The sequence below is a fragment of the Bdellovibrionales bacterium genome (genome assembly GCA_041662785.1).
Taxonomy (GTDB): Bacteria; Pseudomonadota; Alphaproteobacteria; order UBA9219; family UBA9219; genus UBA8914.
The window spans coordinates 397694-413285 of sequence record JBAZRW010000001.1 but is presented as its reverse complement, the minus strand read 5'-3'; the positions used below and the strand labels follow the sequence as shown (position 1 = coordinate 413285).

Annotated in this window: 15 protein-coding genes; 9 read left to right on the top strand and 6 right to left on the bottom strand. The window is 55.5% G+C overall.

Annotated features, from left to right (window positions below; translation table 11 throughout):
• Window positions 1-63 precede the first annotated feature (63 nt).
• Window positions 64-525 (top strand): hypothetical protein, encoded by a 462-nt coding sequence (locus WC612_01905; protein ID MFA6279534.1) that lies wholly within the window; start codon window positions 64-66, stop codon window positions 523-525.
• 7 nt (window positions 526-532) lie between these two features.
• Here the strand turns inward: WC612_01905 and mnmE are convergent, their stop codons facing one another.
• Both mnmE and WC612_01895 read right to left on the bottom strand, forming a co-directional pair.
• A complete protein-coding gene (gene mnmE / locus WC612_01900; GenBank protein MFA6279533.1) occupies window positions 533-2020 on the bottom strand; it encodes a tRNA uridine-5-carboxymethylaminomethyl(34) synthesis GTPase MnmE in 1488 nt (495 codons plus the stop codon).
• Between the two features lie 6 nt (window positions 2021-2026).
• On the bottom strand, window positions 2027-2320 hold the full coding sequence (locus WC612_01895) for a DUF6489 family protein (protein MFA6279532.1): 294 nt from the start codon (window positions 2318-2320) through the stop codon (window positions 2027-2029).
• Window positions 2321-2644: 324 nt separating this feature from the next.
• Here WC612_01895 and WC612_01890 point away from each other — a divergent pair, with 324 nt between their 5' ends.
• The gene (locus tag WC612_01890) at window positions 2645-4630 is read left to right on the top strand and encodes a hypothetical protein (protein MFA6279531.1); all 1986 of its coding nucleotides are present in this window, start codon (window positions 2645-2647) and stop codon (window positions 4628-4630) included.
• Window positions 4631-4657: 27 nt separating this feature from the next.
• Window positions 4658-5296: a dienelactone hydrolase family protein gene (locus tag WC612_01885; GenBank protein MFA6279530.1), complete on the top strand. Its 639-nt coding sequence runs from the start codon at window positions 4658-4660 to the stop codon at window positions 5294-5296.
• Here WC612_01885 and dnaQ read toward each other — a convergent pair.
• From dnaQ to WC612_01870, 3 genes are read right to left on the bottom strand one after another with little or no spacing between them, the layout of a single operon-like run.
• On the bottom strand, window positions 5293-5988 hold the full coding sequence (gene dnaQ, locus WC612_01880) for a DNA polymerase III subunit epsilon (GenBank protein ID MFA6279529.1): 696 nt from the start codon (window positions 5986-5988) through the stop codon (window positions 5293-5295). The two genes, WC612_01885 and dnaQ, sit on opposite strands and share 4 nt — an antisense overlap.
• Window positions 5985-6596 (bottom strand): dephospho-CoA kinase, encoded by a 612-nt coding sequence (coaE, locus tag WC612_01875; protein MFA6279528.1) that lies wholly within the window; start codon window positions 6594-6596, stop codon window positions 5985-5987. Before coaE ends, dnaQ begins: the two co-directional genes overlap by 4 nt.
• A complete protein-coding gene (locus tag WC612_01870) occupies window positions 6593-7453 on the bottom strand; it encodes a shikimate dehydrogenase (GenBank protein ID MFA6279527.1) in 861 nt (286 codons plus the stop codon). The genes coaE and WC612_01870 overlap by 4 nt, the downstream gene beginning before the upstream one ends.
• 378 nt (window positions 7454-7831) lie before the next feature.
• Between WC612_01870 and hemE the strand changes: the two genes are divergently transcribed.
• From hemE to rho, 3 genes are all read left to right on the top strand, one after another.
• Window positions 7832-8875 (top strand): uroporphyrinogen decarboxylase, encoded by a 1044-nt coding sequence (hemE, locus tag WC612_01865; protein MFA6279526.1) that lies wholly within the window; start codon window positions 7832-7834, stop codon window positions 8873-8875.
• Complete coding sequence (hemH, locus tag WC612_01860; GenBank protein MFA6279525.1) at window positions 8872-9843, top strand: ferrochelatase; 972 nt, start codon at window positions 8872-8874, stop codon at window positions 9841-9843. The genes hemE and hemH overlap by 4 nt, the downstream gene beginning before the upstream one ends.
• A 244-nt stretch (window positions 9844-10087) precedes the next feature.
• Window positions 10088-11386: a transcription termination factor Rho gene (rho, locus tag WC612_01855; protein MFA6279524.1), complete on the top strand. Its 1299-nt coding sequence runs from the start codon at window positions 10088-10090 to the stop codon at window positions 11384-11386.
• A 5-nt stretch (window positions 11387-11391) separates the two neighbouring features.
• Here the strand turns inward: rho and WC612_01850 are convergent, their stop codons facing one another.
• Window positions 11392-12204, bottom strand: coding sequence for a TIGR00282 family metallophosphoesterase (locus WC612_01850; GenBank protein ID MFA6279523.1), 813 nt, complete (start codon window positions 12202-12204; stop codon window positions 11392-11394).
• Between the two features lie 368 nt (window positions 12205-12572).
• On the opposite strand from WC612_01850, the gene WC612_01845 reads away from it, so the two are divergent.
• From WC612_01845 to WC612_01835, 3 genes are read left to right on the top strand one after another with little or no spacing between them, the layout of a single operon-like run.
• The gene (locus tag WC612_01845; GenBank protein ID MFA6279522.1) at window positions 12573-14090 is read left to right on the top strand and encodes a leucyl aminopeptidase; all 1518 of its coding nucleotides are present in this window, start codon (window positions 12573-12575) and stop codon (window positions 14088-14090) included.
• On the top strand, window positions 14087-14548 hold the full coding sequence (locus WC612_01840) for a DNA polymerase III subunit chi (GenBank protein MFA6279521.1): 462 nt from the start codon (window positions 14087-14089) through the stop codon (window positions 14546-14548). Before WC612_01845 ends, WC612_01840 begins: the two co-directional genes overlap by 4 nt.
• Window positions 14545-15495, top strand: a complete 951-nt coding sequence (locus WC612_01835; protein ID MFA6279520.1) for a bifunctional riboflavin kinase/FAD synthetase — start codon at window positions 14545-14547, stop codon at window positions 15493-15495. Before WC612_01840 ends, WC612_01835 begins: the two co-directional genes overlap by 4 nt.
• The last annotated feature ends 97 nt before the right edge of the window (window positions 15496-15592 follow it).

Genomic DNA, 15592 nt, shown 5'->3' with positions numbered 1-15592 from the left:
CGTTCGTAGGGTAGAATTCGCGTTCGTCATAGCGTTTTATGACCTAAAAAGAAAGATATTTACATGAGCCCTATAGACAAAAATGCCAAAGCCATGATGGCTTTTCTTTGGAAGACGAGAAACGCGCTTTGCCACGCACAGCCCCACGACCAACGCGAAGAAGAGCTCATCAACATCCTTCTTGACGGCGCAGAGAGCGCCTTTAACGTTGATCCGGCCACGACCTTTGGTTTCATTAATCTTGCCCATCGCTATGCCGTGCCGGGGAGCGAACAAAAGGAAAGAGCGGCGCGAACGCTCCTTGGCTTTATGACCCATGAGGCAGCGCGGCCCCTCTATGAAAAGGAGCCAAGGGAAATGATCGACACATTAGGACGAGCCATCGCCTGTGCTGTGGGGGTGTCGCTTGTTGGCGTCGTTACAACGTTTGAGGACGTTCAAAAACTAGCGGGCGCAGCCCTCAACGCCCCCCAAAAGCCACTGACGGCCTCACAAGAAAAGCTGGAGCGCCTCGCGCTCGAGTAGGCCGCCCTCACTTCCCAACGCAAAAGCTGCTGAAGATAATGTCGAGGAGGTCTTCAACATCCACGCGGCCCGTGATGCGGCCAAGAGCGCGGACGGCCACGCGAAGGTCCTCGGCACACAATTCCGTTTCACGCGCAACGAGTGCACGGCGAAGCAGCGCGGCGCACGCCTCAACAGCCTCGCGGTGGCGCAGGCGCGTAAGGGGCGGAGACTCGCTGGCCATAAAGCGCCCTTCGATTTCCTGAACAAGGCTGGCAAGCAGCAGCACCATCCCTTCGCCTGTTTTGGCGGAGATAAGGAGGGGTCTCTTTTTTTCTATACTTGTTTTTTGGTTTTCTTTTTCGCCGTTTAAAAAAACGGGATCCCCGCTTTCGCGGGGATGACGAAGGGGTGAAGGAGGACAAGGAGAAGAAAAAGAGGGAAGACGCCCCTGAATCCCGAATCCTGAATCCTGTATCCTTCTTACATCCGCTTTATTCACCACAACCAGCGCGTCTTTGTCCGCCAGCGCCATCGTCGCCTCGTCGAACGGCTGCGCCACGCTGCCATCGAATAACAGGAGTTTAAGGTCGGCTTGCTGGGCGCGGGCAAGGGCGCGGCGCACGCCTTCGCTTTCGATTTCGTCGGCGCTTTCGCGAAGACCCGCCGTGTCAATCACGCAAACGGGGCAGCCGCCCAAATCCAAATCAACCTCGATCACATCGCGCGTTGTTCCGGCGATAGGCGAGACGATGGCGGCCTCACGCTGCGCCAACGCATTAAGCAGACTAGACTTGCCCGCGTTCGGCGCTCCCAAAAGCGCCACCGTGAAACCCTCACGCAAGCGTTCGCCACGATGGTTGTCGGCAAGATGGCCTTCCATCTCGGCCAGAACGGCGCGAACGGCGGCTAGGCGGCCTTGGGTCAGGTCGGCGGGGATGTCCTCATCCGCAAAATCTATTTCGGCTTCGATATAAGCTAGGCTTTGGGTCAAGCTTTCGGCCCAGCCGTGATAAAGCCGCCCCAACGCGCCGTCCATCTGCCGCAGGGCTTGCCGCCGCTGCGCTGCTGTTTCGGCGTCCACCAGATCGGCGATACCCTCGGCCTCGGTTAAATCCATCTTGCCGTTGTCAAAGGCGCGGCGAGAAAACTCGCCCGCTTGCGCAAGGGCAAAGCCGTCAAGGCGCGTGAGGGCCTCAAGCGTGGCGCGAATAATGGCGCGACCTCCGTGCAGGTGAAGCTCCACCACGTCCTCGCCCGTAAAGCTGTGCGGCGCGGGAAACCAAAGGACGAGCGCATGGTCGATCAGCTCATCGTTGGCCGGATCAACAATGTCGCGCAAGGTAGCGCGGCGCGGCGCGGGGAGGGTTGCGGGACGGCAAAGGGCAGGAAAAACAGAGGCGGCGCGAGGGCCAGAAATCCGCACAACGGCAACGCCCGCGCGTCCAAAGGCCGAGGCCAACGCAACGATGGTTTTATTATCAGGAAGGGGGGGCGTTTGCGCGGTCAACGTCAAAAAACCTTACGCCGCCGAGTCTTTGTCCTTAACGGTAACCATAGTGTTCGCCGTATTAACCACGCCCGACATCATGTTCTGGACTTGACCCCAAAACATTTTTTGCAGATTTTCCGCGCCCTGCATGCCTGCGGGAAGCCATGTCTGCACGGCGGCTTCGGGCGTCATGGCGCGGATGTTGTCGCGCATACGCTCCTCAATTTCTTTCATCAGCGCCGCTTGCATGGGCTGAACATCGGGCAGGCCCAAAAACGTCCGCGCCTCTTCGGGCGTGCATTCAACATTGACGGTGACTTTCATGGGAGGGGCCTTTCATTTGGCGCAGGGGATCGTCTAATATCAACTGTCCTTTGAAGTGACCTTTAAAAAAACGAGATTCCCGCTTTCGCGGGAATGACGGCGTTTTTTATGGCTAAAGACGGGATGAAAATCACAGAAAGCGCAACATTTTATCCTACACTAACCATTCCGCTCCATGGTCATCCCCGCGAAAGCGGGGATCCCGTTTGGTTCCTTTTTGCCTCATGTCACCTCATTGGCTCGTTGGCATTATAGGCTCTCTGGCGACCCACGGCAACACGTCTTCTCTTGTTGCAATCTGATTGCTTCTGTAAGCTTGGCGTTATGTTCCGTCGTGCCGTTCTTCCTTTTTCTTTTGCCGTGCTGGCGCAGGCCGTTTTCGTGTTCCTTTATCTGGGACACGAACGCGCCATCAACTTTTGGGACTACGCCATGTATTCCAACATGGCCGTTAGGTTGTGGGCACAAGGTGGGTGGGCGGATTTTGCCCAAAGCTTCGCGCAAAAATACAATTTGCTTTTTGCGCTGCCCTCGCTGATTTCTTTTTCGCTGCTGGGCACGTCGCGCACCGTTTTTATTGTCACAAACATGATTGTCTATGGCGCAGCGTATCAGCTGGCAGCCGGTTTTTTGCTGCGGCGACTTTATGGCTTGTCGTGGCAAGCGGCCTTGCTTGCGGCAGCGGGGATTTGCTGCCTTGTTCCTTTTCTTTGGTATCCGCTGTTGGAAGGCTATCCCGATCATGGCGCGGCGGCCTTGTTGCTGGCCGCAATGGCGTTGGCGTGTGAAAAAGAAAAGTCGGCTAAAAACGCCCTCGTCCTTGGCCTTCTCGTTGGCTTATCGATTGTTTTCAGGCGGCATTACGCCTATGCGGGCCTCGCCGTTCTGGCGGCGGGCGCGGTGGTGGATTTCCCCCAGTGGAAAAAGAAAAGCTTCTGGCAAACCCACGCGCTGCGCGGGATCGCGGCTCTGGCGGCACTGATGATGATTGAGCCTTCCTATTTGCAGGAAATGCTCACAGCCGATTACAAAACGCTTTATCAATCCTATGAGCGCCCTGCCCCGTACTTTTTTCATTTCGCCGCGGCGCATGGGGGGACGCTCTTACTGGTCACCGCAGGCGCGGGGTGGTTTTTGGCATGGAGAAAATCTCTTGTTGAAAAGCGCGGGGCGGCGTTTATCTTGCTGTCCGTTTTGTTGTGGCTGTTGCTGTGGGGCTTTGGCCCTTCGCAGGCAGGACAACATTATTTGATTGCACTGCTTCCCCTCTTTTTCATTGTGGGGCTGGCGGGGCTGTTTGTTGCCCTGAAGAAAGAGCGTGTTGTTTTTTGGATGACACTCATGCTGCTTGCCTCCAACGCCGCGTTTTGCTTTTGGCTCGCGCCGCGTTTTGTGTTGCCCAGTGAGCCCCCTGCTTTTTCTGTTTTTGGTACGCCGCGTGCGCCTTGGGTGCGTCACGACAACGACGCGCTTATCGCACTGGCGCAGGTTGTGGCAAAAACAACAACGGACGGCGATACCATCGTCGTCAGCGGTTCGTCCTTTCTTTTTAATCAGGATTTAGTGCGGGCACTTTACACGGACGTGTTGCGGGAGGCCGCGCCCGCGTATCGCTTTATTCCCGCGCCCGAAAGCGACGGGGATCAGCCGCCGCCACTGGACGTTTACGCCGCCGCCAACGTCTATCTTGTGGCAACGCCCGCGCAATTTCACCTTGATCCCGCGCGGCAAAAAAACGTTGCGGCGCTGGCCGCAATGTTTCCGCCGCCGCCTGCGCTGACGCCTTTCTTCACGAAGGACGAGAAAACGTTTTTGCTTGACGGCGGCGTGAGCATATCAATCTGGCGGCGCAGTCCTTGGACGCCGCAGATGCTCCACGAAGGCCTTAAGACAATCCGCGCCACAACGCCTTCCCCGCAGCCTTGGGTTTTGGAAAAAGCGGGGGCGCACTTTTTCCCCCTGCCTTCCGTTTCTCCTTTCAGCGCGTTTCAGCTCGCCCTTACGCCGCAAAAGCCTTTGGCGCGCTTGTTTTTGGATGAGCCTTTGGATAAGGGGGCCTATCGCCTCGGCCTGACCTTGGAAAAAAGCGCGGGCTGTCCCGCTCTTTCTGTACGCGCCTTGTTGCGCGATCCGGTGGGAGGATCGGAAAAGGAACAATCCTCCCTTTTACCAAACAGCCCTTCCCTATTCTTTTTCCCGTTTGACGTTGGCTCAAGCGGTTCGTTTTTGTCGATTGAGGTTAAAAGCCCTACCACAAACGTGTGTTGGGCAGCGCTTCGTGATGTTTTCGTGGAAAAAACGTTTCGTTAGGGTTTGTCTGGTAAAATAAAGACTCTCATGACCCAGCTTTCTATACCCTCTTTTGGCGGCGATATGATTGAATCCTTCCTTGCGACCCCTGCGGGGGGACACGGTGCGGGGTTGATCCTTCTTGACGGCGCAGAAACACCACCAGAGCGCTTGTCCGCACAGTGCGAAGATTTTGCCGCCATGGGCTATTTAACCCTTTGTCCTTTGATCACGCAAAAGCAGGCCCCCACTTTCGATCACGATCGCGCGGTGGGGGACCTTCTCTCTATGCTCGCTTTTTTAAGAAAGCAGCCTAATTGCAGCGGAAAGGTCGGCGCGGTGGGCTTTGGGCTGGGCGGCCTTATGGCCTTTTTGCTAGCCGCGCGAAGTGACGTTGACGTGGCCGTGGCCTGTGGCTCCCCCGACCTTACGCCCAGCCTTGGTGAGGTTCACGACATCCGCATGCCGTTCTTGGCGCTGTGCGGCGAACAAACGGATCCCCTTAAGGCGGCAACAGCCGCCCGCGTCGCACGTTCTCTGGGGCGCAATAAAATGATCGCGGTGCATACTTATGCGGGTGTAGATGACTCTTTTTTCCGCGTGGAGCATGCCAGCTTTAATGCCGAGGCCGCCCGCGACGCGCACGAAAAAACGTTGGCGTTTTTAGGCGATCAGCTGAACCATTAGCCTGCGCTTTTCCAAAGAGGGTTTTTAATTTTCGCCAGCCACGCCTCATGCGCAGCGGCCTCTTCCGCTGAAGGTGCGTGGACGCGGGCGGCCTTAAAGGTGCGCTGCACCTCGCCGTCAATGAAAACGGCAGCGGCGGCCACGCCCTCTTCTTTCGTGACGGCAAGATCGGGCTGCCGCCCGCCCATCAGCTCTAAATACACATCCGCTAAAAGCCGCGCGTCCAAAAGAGCGCCGTGAAAATCGCGGCTTGATAAATCCACGCCAAACCGTTTGCAAAGCGCATCGAGTGAGGCGGGCGCTCCCGGAAACTTCTTTCGTGCCATCGGCAGCGTGTCCACCGCCCGCGTCATGGGCAGATTGCGAAAGCCACAGCGCGTCAGTTCGGCATTGATAAAGCCCATATCAAAGGGCGCGTTATGAATGACGAGAGGGGCCTCGCCGATAAACGCTAAAAAGCCATCGACCTCGGCGGCAAAAAGGGGCTTATCAGCAAGAAAGTCATTTGTAAGGCCGTGCACGCGGGAAGCTTCGTCGGGCACGTCGCGTTCTGGATTAATGTAACGATGAAAAACATTGCCCGTCGGCATAAGATTGATCAGCTCAACGCAGCCAACCTCCACCAGCCGGTCGCCTTTCAGCGGGCTAAGGCCTGTCGTTTCTGTATCAAGGACGATTTCGCGAACGTTCATGCCTGTTCCTTTTTCCACAAGGCCCACAGCGCGGCGATCATGGCCTGCGCTTGCTTACGGCTGACCCCCATATCAAGGCTGACATCCGCTAAAAGGCGCTTTTCAGCGATGGGCTTCTGCCGCGCTTGTATAACCTTTAATTTCGCGGGAGTCATGTTTTTGCGCTTAAGCACGCGCTCTTTTTGAACGGCGGCGCTGGTATAAAGGCACAGTGTTTTGTCACAAGCGCTTTGTGCGCCCGTTTCGAATAAAAGGGGGATATCCAAAACAATCCCGTCGCTCTTTTGTTTTCGGGCGACGGCGATGGCCGCATCTCGCGCTTTCCAAACAAGGGGGTGAAGAACTGCCTCTAGTTGGGCAAGGGTCTTTTTGTTGTGAAACGCTAACGTGAAAAGGGTCGGGCGATGGATGCGGCCTCGCACAAAGCTGGCGGGAAAAACTGTCTTGATTTTTTCTTCCGCCGCGCCGCCTTTGGCCAGCGCCGCACGAACGCACGCATCGGCGTCAAAGACGGCCACGCCAAGCGCCGCAAACATTTTCAGAGCCGTGCTTTTGCCCATGCCGATACCACCCGTCAGGCCAATAATAAGAAAGCGTTTCTTTTTCATTGCTTTTCTCCTCCTAAAACGTGGGCACGCAGGGCGGGCGTCACCTCTGGCTCGCGGCCAAACCACGCGGCAAAAGCGGGCGCGGCCTGATAAAGGAGCATCCCTAGGCCGTCAACCGTTTGCAAGCCCCGCGCCCGCGCCGAAGCAAGCAAGGGCGTTTCTAACGGCGCATAAACAATATCGGTCACAAAGGCTTTTTGCGGCAGGGGGGTTAAATCGATTTCCAGCGGCGGCTGCCCCTGCATGCCCAGCGAAGTTGCATTAATGAGCAAATCTGTTTCAGCCAGCGCGTCTTTTGCTTTTTCCCATGAGAACACGGCAAAGCTGTTTTTTCCGGCCAACGTTTCACAAAGGGTTTGCGCCCGATCTTGATCGCGATTAACAATCCGGATTTCCGTGACTCCCATCTCTTGCAGGGCCACAACGACAGCCCGCGCCGCGCCGCCCGCACCAAAGACGGTTGCGGTAAAGCCTTCTTTGGGGGGAGAAAAGCCGCCCGCCTTCACGTTTTGCGAAAAGCCATAAACGTCCGTGTTGCGCCCTTCTAACGATCCGTCTTCGCGCACAAGAATAGTGTTGGCCGCGCCCACGCGCTGCGCCAAAGGATCCACATGGTCAACAATATCCATCGCCAGCTCTTTGTGGGGGATCGTCAGGTTTACGCCGCGAAAACCGAGAAGGGGAAGTGCGCGCAGCGCCGTTTCCAAGGTCTCCGGCCTGACGGCCAAGGGGACATAGGCTCCATCAATTCCATATTGGTTCAGCCAATAGCCATGAAGGCGCGGCGATTTGGAGTGCGCGATGGGCCAGCCCATCACGCCCGTCAACGCCGCCTTGCCTGATAAAAAAGAGGTCATCTTTTATCCACCCTTTTTCCGTCCCTGTCTCGTTATGGGGATAAGATAGACTTTATCCATAGCTGGAATGAATCCACGCCCCTTTTCCTTTAGTTATCCACGATATCCGAATTTGGGGATAGCTTTTTTTACAGGTGTGTGGATTAGGGGGATACTTTTTTATCTTTTTACTCCCGTTATCCACAGATCCATCCACGCTTGAATTTAATCGATTTTAATATCTTATTAACAAACTTGTTTACGGGACCTCTTTTTTCGTCCTTCATGGTGGCGTGGATAAGGGGGCTCTTTTCTGTTTATAAAAAAGGATCCCCATTCCTTGCCACACCCACTCTCTACTACAATCTAATTATATATTATTATAAAGGGAAGAAAGCCGTGCATAAGACCGATAAGCCTGTCCTTTCTCTTTTAACCAAAGGGGTATCGGATTTTATCCCTGTCTGGTTGATGCGGCAGGCAGGACGCTATTTGCCAGAGTATAATGATTTAAGGAAAAAGGCGGATGGTTTTGTCGACTTTTGCCTAACGCCAACTTTGGCGGCCGAGGCGACGCTTCAGCCGCTTCGGCGCTTTGATTTGGATGTCGCCATTCTCTTTGCCGATATCCTGCTTGTTCCACACGCTTTGGGGGTTAAGGTCGATTTTATCGAAAAGGAAGGCCCGCGCCTTCAGCCAATCGAAGACGAAAAGCAGGCTCAAGGCTTGATCTACAGACCAGAAAGGATCGCGCCCGTGTTTGAAACGATCCAGCGCGTGAAGCCGCTGCTCAAAAGCCATCAAACCTTGATCGGGTTTTGTGGGGGGCTGTGGACGGTCGCTTGCTATATGATCGAGGGGCGAGGGCGGCAAGATTTTGTGAAAGCCAAGGAGGCGGCACTCCACCAGCCAGCCTTTTTAAAGGCGCTGATAGAGAAAATAGAGGCGGCAACACTCGTCTATCTGTTGGGGCAGATAGAGGCTGGCGCGGAAGTTATCCAAATCTTTGAAAGCCACGCGGGGCAGCTTTCGGGGCAGGCCTTTCAGGCGTTTGTGATAGAGCCGACGAAAATGCTGGTTGAAGGCATTCGAAAAAAGCACCCATCCTTTCCGATCATCGGCTTTCCGCGTGGCGCGAGCCTTAGCGATTACAAAAAATATTTTGAACAAACAGGAATAAGCGGCTGTAGCCTTGATCAAAACATTTCTTTGGACTCGGCAAAAAAAGAATTACTGCCACTAGGCTGCCTTCAAGGGAATCTCGATCCTGATCTTCTTTTGGCTGGGGGAAAGGCCATGGATGATCAAGCTGAAAAAATAATGAACGTGCTTGGCGAAAAACTTATTTTTAATCTGGGCCACGGCGTGATCAAAGAAACAAACCCCGATCATATAGCGCGGCTTGTTGCTTTGGTGCATGGCTTTCAAAAGGGCGAGGCATGAAAACGGCGGCCATTCTAATGTCCATGGGGGGGCCGGCATCGTTGGAGGGCGTAAGGCCTTTCCTTTTTAATCTGTTTAAAGACCCCGCCATTTTGCGCCTGCCTTTTTTTATCAGGATTCCTTTGGCGTTTTATCTGGCGCGGCGGCGTGAAAAAGCGGCTATCGAAAATTATAAAAAGTTGGGCGGCAGCTCACCGTTGCTTGCCAACACAAAGGCGCAAGCGGCGGCGCTTGAAAAAGAATTATCAAAGCGTGGCGCGTTTCGCTGTTTTGTAGGGATGCGCTATGCGCCCCCGTTCATTGACGAGATGATGGCAGAGGTTAAAAAATACGCGCCTGATCGTCTGGTCTTTCTTCCCCTCTATCCGCAGTTTTCGACAACGACGACGGCCAGCGCGTTGCGCGAGGCGCAAAAAGAAGCCAAGCGTTGTGGCTTTTTAGAAGAGCCGATAACAGAGGTTTTGTCTTTTCATACGGACGCAGGCTTTATCGAAGCGATGGCGCAAAAGGTCGAACACGTTTTTGACGAAGCCAAGAGGCATGGAAACCCCAAAGTTATTTTCACGGCGCACGGCCTGCCGCTTTCTGTTGTGCGGGCGGGCGATCCTTATCCACAGCAATGCGCGGAAACGATGGCGGCGATCCTTGCCGCGTGGAAGGGCGACCCCCCCCATGATCCCGCTTTGGCCTATCAAAGCCGCGTGGGGCGGGCGGCGTGGCAGTCCCCCACAACAAGCGATACGGTTTTAATGGCCGCGCGGGAAAAACGCCCCATTATTCTTGTGCCGATCTCTTTTGTAAGTGAGCATGTGGAAACGCTGGTTGAATTGGAACAAGAGGCGGTGGCTTTGGGGATTGACGCGGGATCGCCATTTGCCCGTGTTGTCCCAACCGTGGGGACGGACGCCCTTTTTATTAAGGGGCTTGCGGCGTTGATCGTTAAAAACACAGAAAAGACGCGAAAATAAAGGATTAACCATAGTTTTTTTTTGACATTAGGGGCAAGAAAGCCTAAGGAAGGTCGTGCTGAAGCGGTAATTTTTCTGGAAACAGCAATCCCTATCTTCTTCGGCCTTCTCACAACAGCGCGAAAAGACATTCTGCCATAAGCAGAAAAAAAAGCCTGTCTCACCACGAAAGCCCCTTGGCCCCCTTCTCACGAAACGCGAGAAATCATCATAAACAAGCCTTTCTAAAACCTACAAGGACACCATGAATTTACGTGAACTCAAAGCTAAAACCCCCGCTGAGCTTCTAGCCTTTGCGGAAGAAAATGAAATCGAAAACGCTGCCGCGATGCGCAAACAGGAAATGATGTTTGCGATTTTGAAAGCGCAAGCGGAAAAAGGAAACGCCATTTATGGCGAAGGCGTTCTGGAAGTCTTGCCCGATGGCTTCGGCTTTCTGCGCTCACCGGAATCCAATTATCTGGCTGGCCCCGATGATATCTATGTCTCGCCCAGTCAGGTTCGCAAGTTTAGCCTGCGCACAGGCGATACGGTGGAAGGCGAAATCCGCGCCCCAAAGGAGGGCGAGCGTTATTTTGCCCTGCTTAAGGTGGGCAACATTAATTTCGAAGAGCCGGAAAAAACGCGCCATCGCATTGGCTTTGACAATTTGACGCCGCTGTATCCGGATCGTCGCTTGCTTTTGGATATGCAGGATCCGGCGAAAAAAGAATACACAACGCGCGTGATCGATTTGATCTCGCCCCTTGGTATGGGCCAGCGTGCGTTGATCGTCGCCCCGCCCCGCACGGGCAAAACCGTGATGCTGCAAAACATTGCTCACGCGATTACTAAAAATAATCCAAATGTTTATCTGATTGTCTTGCTTATCGACGAACGCCCCGAAGAAGTCACGGATATGGCGCGCTCGGTTCAGGGCGAAGTCATCAGCTCGACCTTTGACGAACCGGCCTCGCGCCACGTTCAGGTGGCCGAAATGGTCATCGAAAAGGCCAAACGCCTTGTCGAGCACAAGCGCGATGTCGTGATTTTGTTGGACAGCATCACGCGCCTTGCGCGGGCGTACAACACCGTTGTGCCCTCATCCGGTAAGGTTCTGACGGGCGGCGTTGATGCTAATGCCTTGCAGCGCCCTAAACGCTTCTTTGGTGCGGCGCGTAACATTGAAGGCGGTGGCTCGCTCACCATTATCGCGACGGCGCTTATAGACACGGGCAGTCGCATGGACGAAGTCATTTTTGAAGAATTCAAGGGCACGGGCAATTCGGAAATTATTCTGGATCGCAAGCTGTCGGATCGTCGCTCGTTCCCCGCCATCGACATCACCAAGTCGGGCACGCGCAAGGAAGAGCTGCTGGTCGACAAGGCCACGATGTCCAAGATGTGGGTGCTTCGCCGCGTGCTGATGCCCATGGGCACGACCGACGCGATGGAGTTCCTTTTGGACAAGCTGAAGTACAGCAAGACCAACGCGGACTTCTTTGAATCGATGAACCAAAACACGAACGATATCGCCAAGCCCCGGCGCGGTTCTTCGGAATAAGGGTTTTATAAACCCCGCGCCTTAAGCTTACCGCCTAGCTGGATTGCGGTGATGTTTGTGGCAAGGCCTGTCGTGTCGTCGGTTTCAATAAAGCAACCGCACAGGGTCGCTTCGCCTTCGGCGGCGGTCAAGCGCTCGCCCGGCGTCTTGCGCATAAAGCGCCACAGCGCCGCTTCTTTTTTCATCCCGATCACACTGTCAAAGTCGCCGCACATACCCGCATCGGTTTGATAGGCGGTTCCTTGGGGCAGGATTTGCTCATCCGCCGTGGGGATGTGCGTGTGCGTGCCAATAACGGCTGAGGCGCGGCCATCCAGAAAATGCGCCAGCGCCATTTTTTCCGATGACGCCTCGGCATGAAAATCCACAAAAAGGGCCTGCACCTGATGGCCAAGGCGATAGTGACTGGCAAGTTTTTCAGCCGCAAGAAAGGGATCGTCTAGCGTTGGCGTCATATGCAAATGGCCCATGATATTGGCAATGGCGATTTTGCGCCCATCGGGGAGCGCGTGAACATAAACGCCCTTTCCCACCGTGCCTTCGGGATAATTGAGGGGGCGCAAAAGCCGAGGCTCTTGCGCCAGGGAAAGGAAAACTTCTTTTTGGTTGAACGCGTGATTGCCTGTCGTCAGGCACGTTGCGCCAAGGGCGAAAAAGTCCTGCGCGATTTTAAGGGTGACCCCATGACCCGCCGCCGCGTTCTCGGCATTGATGATGATCACATCGGGCTTGAGCTTTGTTTTGAGCGAAGCCCAATGCGCGGCAACCCCATCGCGGCCCGACCGACCCATCACATCGCCTAAAAAAAGAATACGCATGGCTTGCTAGCTTTCTGATTTAGTTTATACGAACCGCCCTATGAAAGGATTCATAAGAAAAAAAGGAAACCGGATCCCCGCTTTCGCGGGGATGACGGCGGGTTTTGTTACAAAAGACCGGAGGAAAGAAAAAGAAAGCGCACCCTATTATCCAATCCTAACCATTTCTCTTCCTCGTCATCCCCGCGAAAGCGGGGATCCCGTTTGTGCTTCCTCTTTGCCACGAGTCCCCTCATTGGCCGTTTGGCATTAGCCTTTCTTTTATTCCTTTTTCCAAAGAAAATCACGCAAAAGGGACTTGCCTAAAACAAAAAAGTCTCCCACTCTTGTTAACGTGTGACCCCCCTTCCCTTTTCTAGGAGACTTTCATGCTTAAAATGACATGCGTTAAGACGGCCTCGATGAAAAACAGCGCGGTGGCGGTGTTGGTGGGACAAGGCGGAAAATTGGGCGCTCAGGGCTTGCTTGTGGATCAAAAAATGGGTGGCGCGGTCAAACGCGCCCTTAAAACCTTTTCGTCTTTTAAAGGAGAGGCAGGGCAAACCCTGACCCTTCTTGCGCCACCTAAGGGCGGGCCTGCGCTTGTGGTTTTGGTCGGCGTGGGGGAGGCCAGCAAGGCCGACGCGCTGGCTTATGAAAACGCGGGCGGTGAGGCCTATGCTGCCTTGGCCAAGGAAAAAACAGGAGAAGGCGCGGCAGGGGGCCTTTTGCTGATCGATGTTTTTAAGGGCGCTCTTTTGGGTGAGGAAGAGGTCGCCACGTCTATGGCGCTTGGGGCGCAGCTTCGCGCTTATCATTTCGATAAATACCATACAAAAAAGAAGGACCGCACGGCTAAGCTTAAAGCGCTGACGCTGGTTGTGAAAAACGAGGTGGCGGCGAAAAAGCTATTGGCCGAAAAAATGAAGATTGTGACAGGCGTGACCTTGGCGCGTGACCTTGTCTCTGAGCCTGCAAACACCCTAGATCCCGCCGCCATGGCGCAGGCTGCCGTGGCGCTGAAAGAGCTGGGCGTTGAGGTCGAGATTCTGGATAAAGCCCAGATGGAAAAGCTGGGCATGGGGGCCTTGCTGGGCGTTGCGCAGGGCAGCGAAAAGCCACCCTTTCTTGTCGCGATGAGCTGGAAGGGCGACGCCGCCGCCAAAGACAAACGCCCCCTCGCCTTTGTGGGCAAGGGTGTGACGTTTGATACGGGCGGGATTTCGCTTAAGCCCGGTGCGGGCATGGGCGCGATGAAGTATGACATGGCGGGCGCGGCAGCAGTGATCGGCGCGATGAAGGCTTTGGCCCTGCGCAAGGCAAAAGCCAACGTGGTTGGCGTTGTGGGGCTTGTTGAAAATATGCCTTCGGGAAAAGCCATGCGCCCCGGTGATGTGGTGAAAAGCGCGTCGGGGCAAACCATCGAAGTTTTGAACACCGATGCAGAAGGCCGCCTTGTTCTGGCCGACGCGCTTTGGTATGCGCAGGATCACTACAAGCCGCGCGCGATCATCGATTTGGCAACGCTAACGGGCGCGATCAAGACCGCGTTGGGTGAGCGCTATGCGGGCCTGTTCGCCAATGATGACGCGATGGCGGCGCAGCTTTTGGCGGCGGGCGAGGCGACGGGGGAATGGCTTTGGCGGATGCCGATGCACGACAGCTTTGATAAGCTCCTGAAATCACCCATTGCCGATATAAAAAACATTGCGGAATCGCCCTTGGCGGGAAGCGTTACCGCCGCGCAGTTTCTGGGACGCTTTGTGAACAAGGGAACGCCGTGGGCGCATCTGGATATCGCCGGTAAGGCGTGGCAGAGCGAGGGGGAGTCCCTTTGTCCCAAGGGAGCCAGTGGCTTTGGCGTGCGCCTTTTGGATCGCTTTGTGACCGAAACGTGCGAGAAATGACTGACGTTCGCTTTTATCATCTCACGCGCCAGTCGGCCCAGCAGGCGCTCCCCGACCTTTTGGAAAAAACGCTGGCGCGGGGCTGGCGGGCTGTTGTGAAGCTGCCCGACGAAGCGCAGGTTGCGGCTATGGATGCGCATTTGTGGCAGCATCGCGCCGATAGCTTTCTGCCCCATGGCTCGGTCAAGGATGGCCGCGCCGAAGAGCAGCCCCTATGGCTGACAACGCTAGACGAAAACCCGAACGAGGCGAGCGTCCTTTTTGTCATCGGGGCCGAGGCCGCGCCGAAGGCAGACGGCTTTGATCTGGTTTGCGATGTTTTTGACGGGCAAGAGGATGCCGCTGTAGCCGCTGCACGGGCGCGGTGGGCGGCGTATAAAGGGCAAGGCCACGCGCTGACCTATTGGCAGCAGGGCGAGCGCGGCTGGCAGAAAAAAGATAATGGATCCACGGAATGACAGGCGGAAAAGCCAAAGAGAAAAGCATCCTTGATGCCATAACCCACCAGCCGGTTGTCACGGGCGGGGTGTGGGCGCTTGGGAATTTCGATGGCGTTCACCTTGGACACAGGGCCGTTATCGCGGCGGCGGTTCAGGAAGGGAAAAGGCTTGCCCTGCCCGTTCATGCGCTGACGTTTGATCCGCATCCCCATGCCTTTTTTCAAAAAGACAAACGCCCCTTTTTATTGACCCCACCGGAAGCCAAGCGCCACTTGCTTTTAGAGGCGGGGGCGGACGACGTCGCCACCCTTCCCTTCACGCCCGCCTTTGCGGCGCTGACGCCGGAGGCGTTTATTCAGGACGTGCTTATCGGCGCGTGTCAGGCGGCGCATGTTGTTGTCGGTTTTGATTTTGTCTTTGGGCGCGGGCGTGGCGGCGATGGCCGCGCCCTTCGGCAAAAGCTGGAGCCTTTGGGTGTGGGCGTGACCAGCGCGCCACCCAAGCGCGACGAGGGCGGCGAGATTATTTCGTCCTCGCGCATTCGTGCCGCCGTGCGTAAGGGCGACGTGGCCTCTGCCGCCAAGCTTTTGGGAAGGCCCTTTACCCTTAGCGGGGTTGTTCTGGCGGGAGAGGGGCGAGGCCGGACGCTGGGCTTTCCTACGGCGAATATCGCGCTTGGCGCGTTGGCTCAGCCCCTACAGGGCGTTTATGCCATTAAGGCGCGCTCGCAGGAGGGCGGGGGAGAGACGTTTTGTGGCGTCGCTAACTTTGGCGTTCGGCCTACCTTTGGGGAAGCGCCCGCCCTTCTCGAAGTTCATTTGTTTGACTTTAACGGGGATATTTACGGGCAGGTGTGGGAGGTCGAGCTTCATCGCTTTTTGCGCCCCGAAATGACGTTTGACGGCCTTGCCGCGCTTCAGGCGCAAATCCAAAAAGACGTTGAGGCGGCGCGGCAGACTTTTTAACACGACCCCCACGGCCCCTTTGATTTTTGAATCATTTTATCTGACGTAGGCTATAGTCAAACCGAATAATTTCCATAATATCCCGCGTCATTGCGAG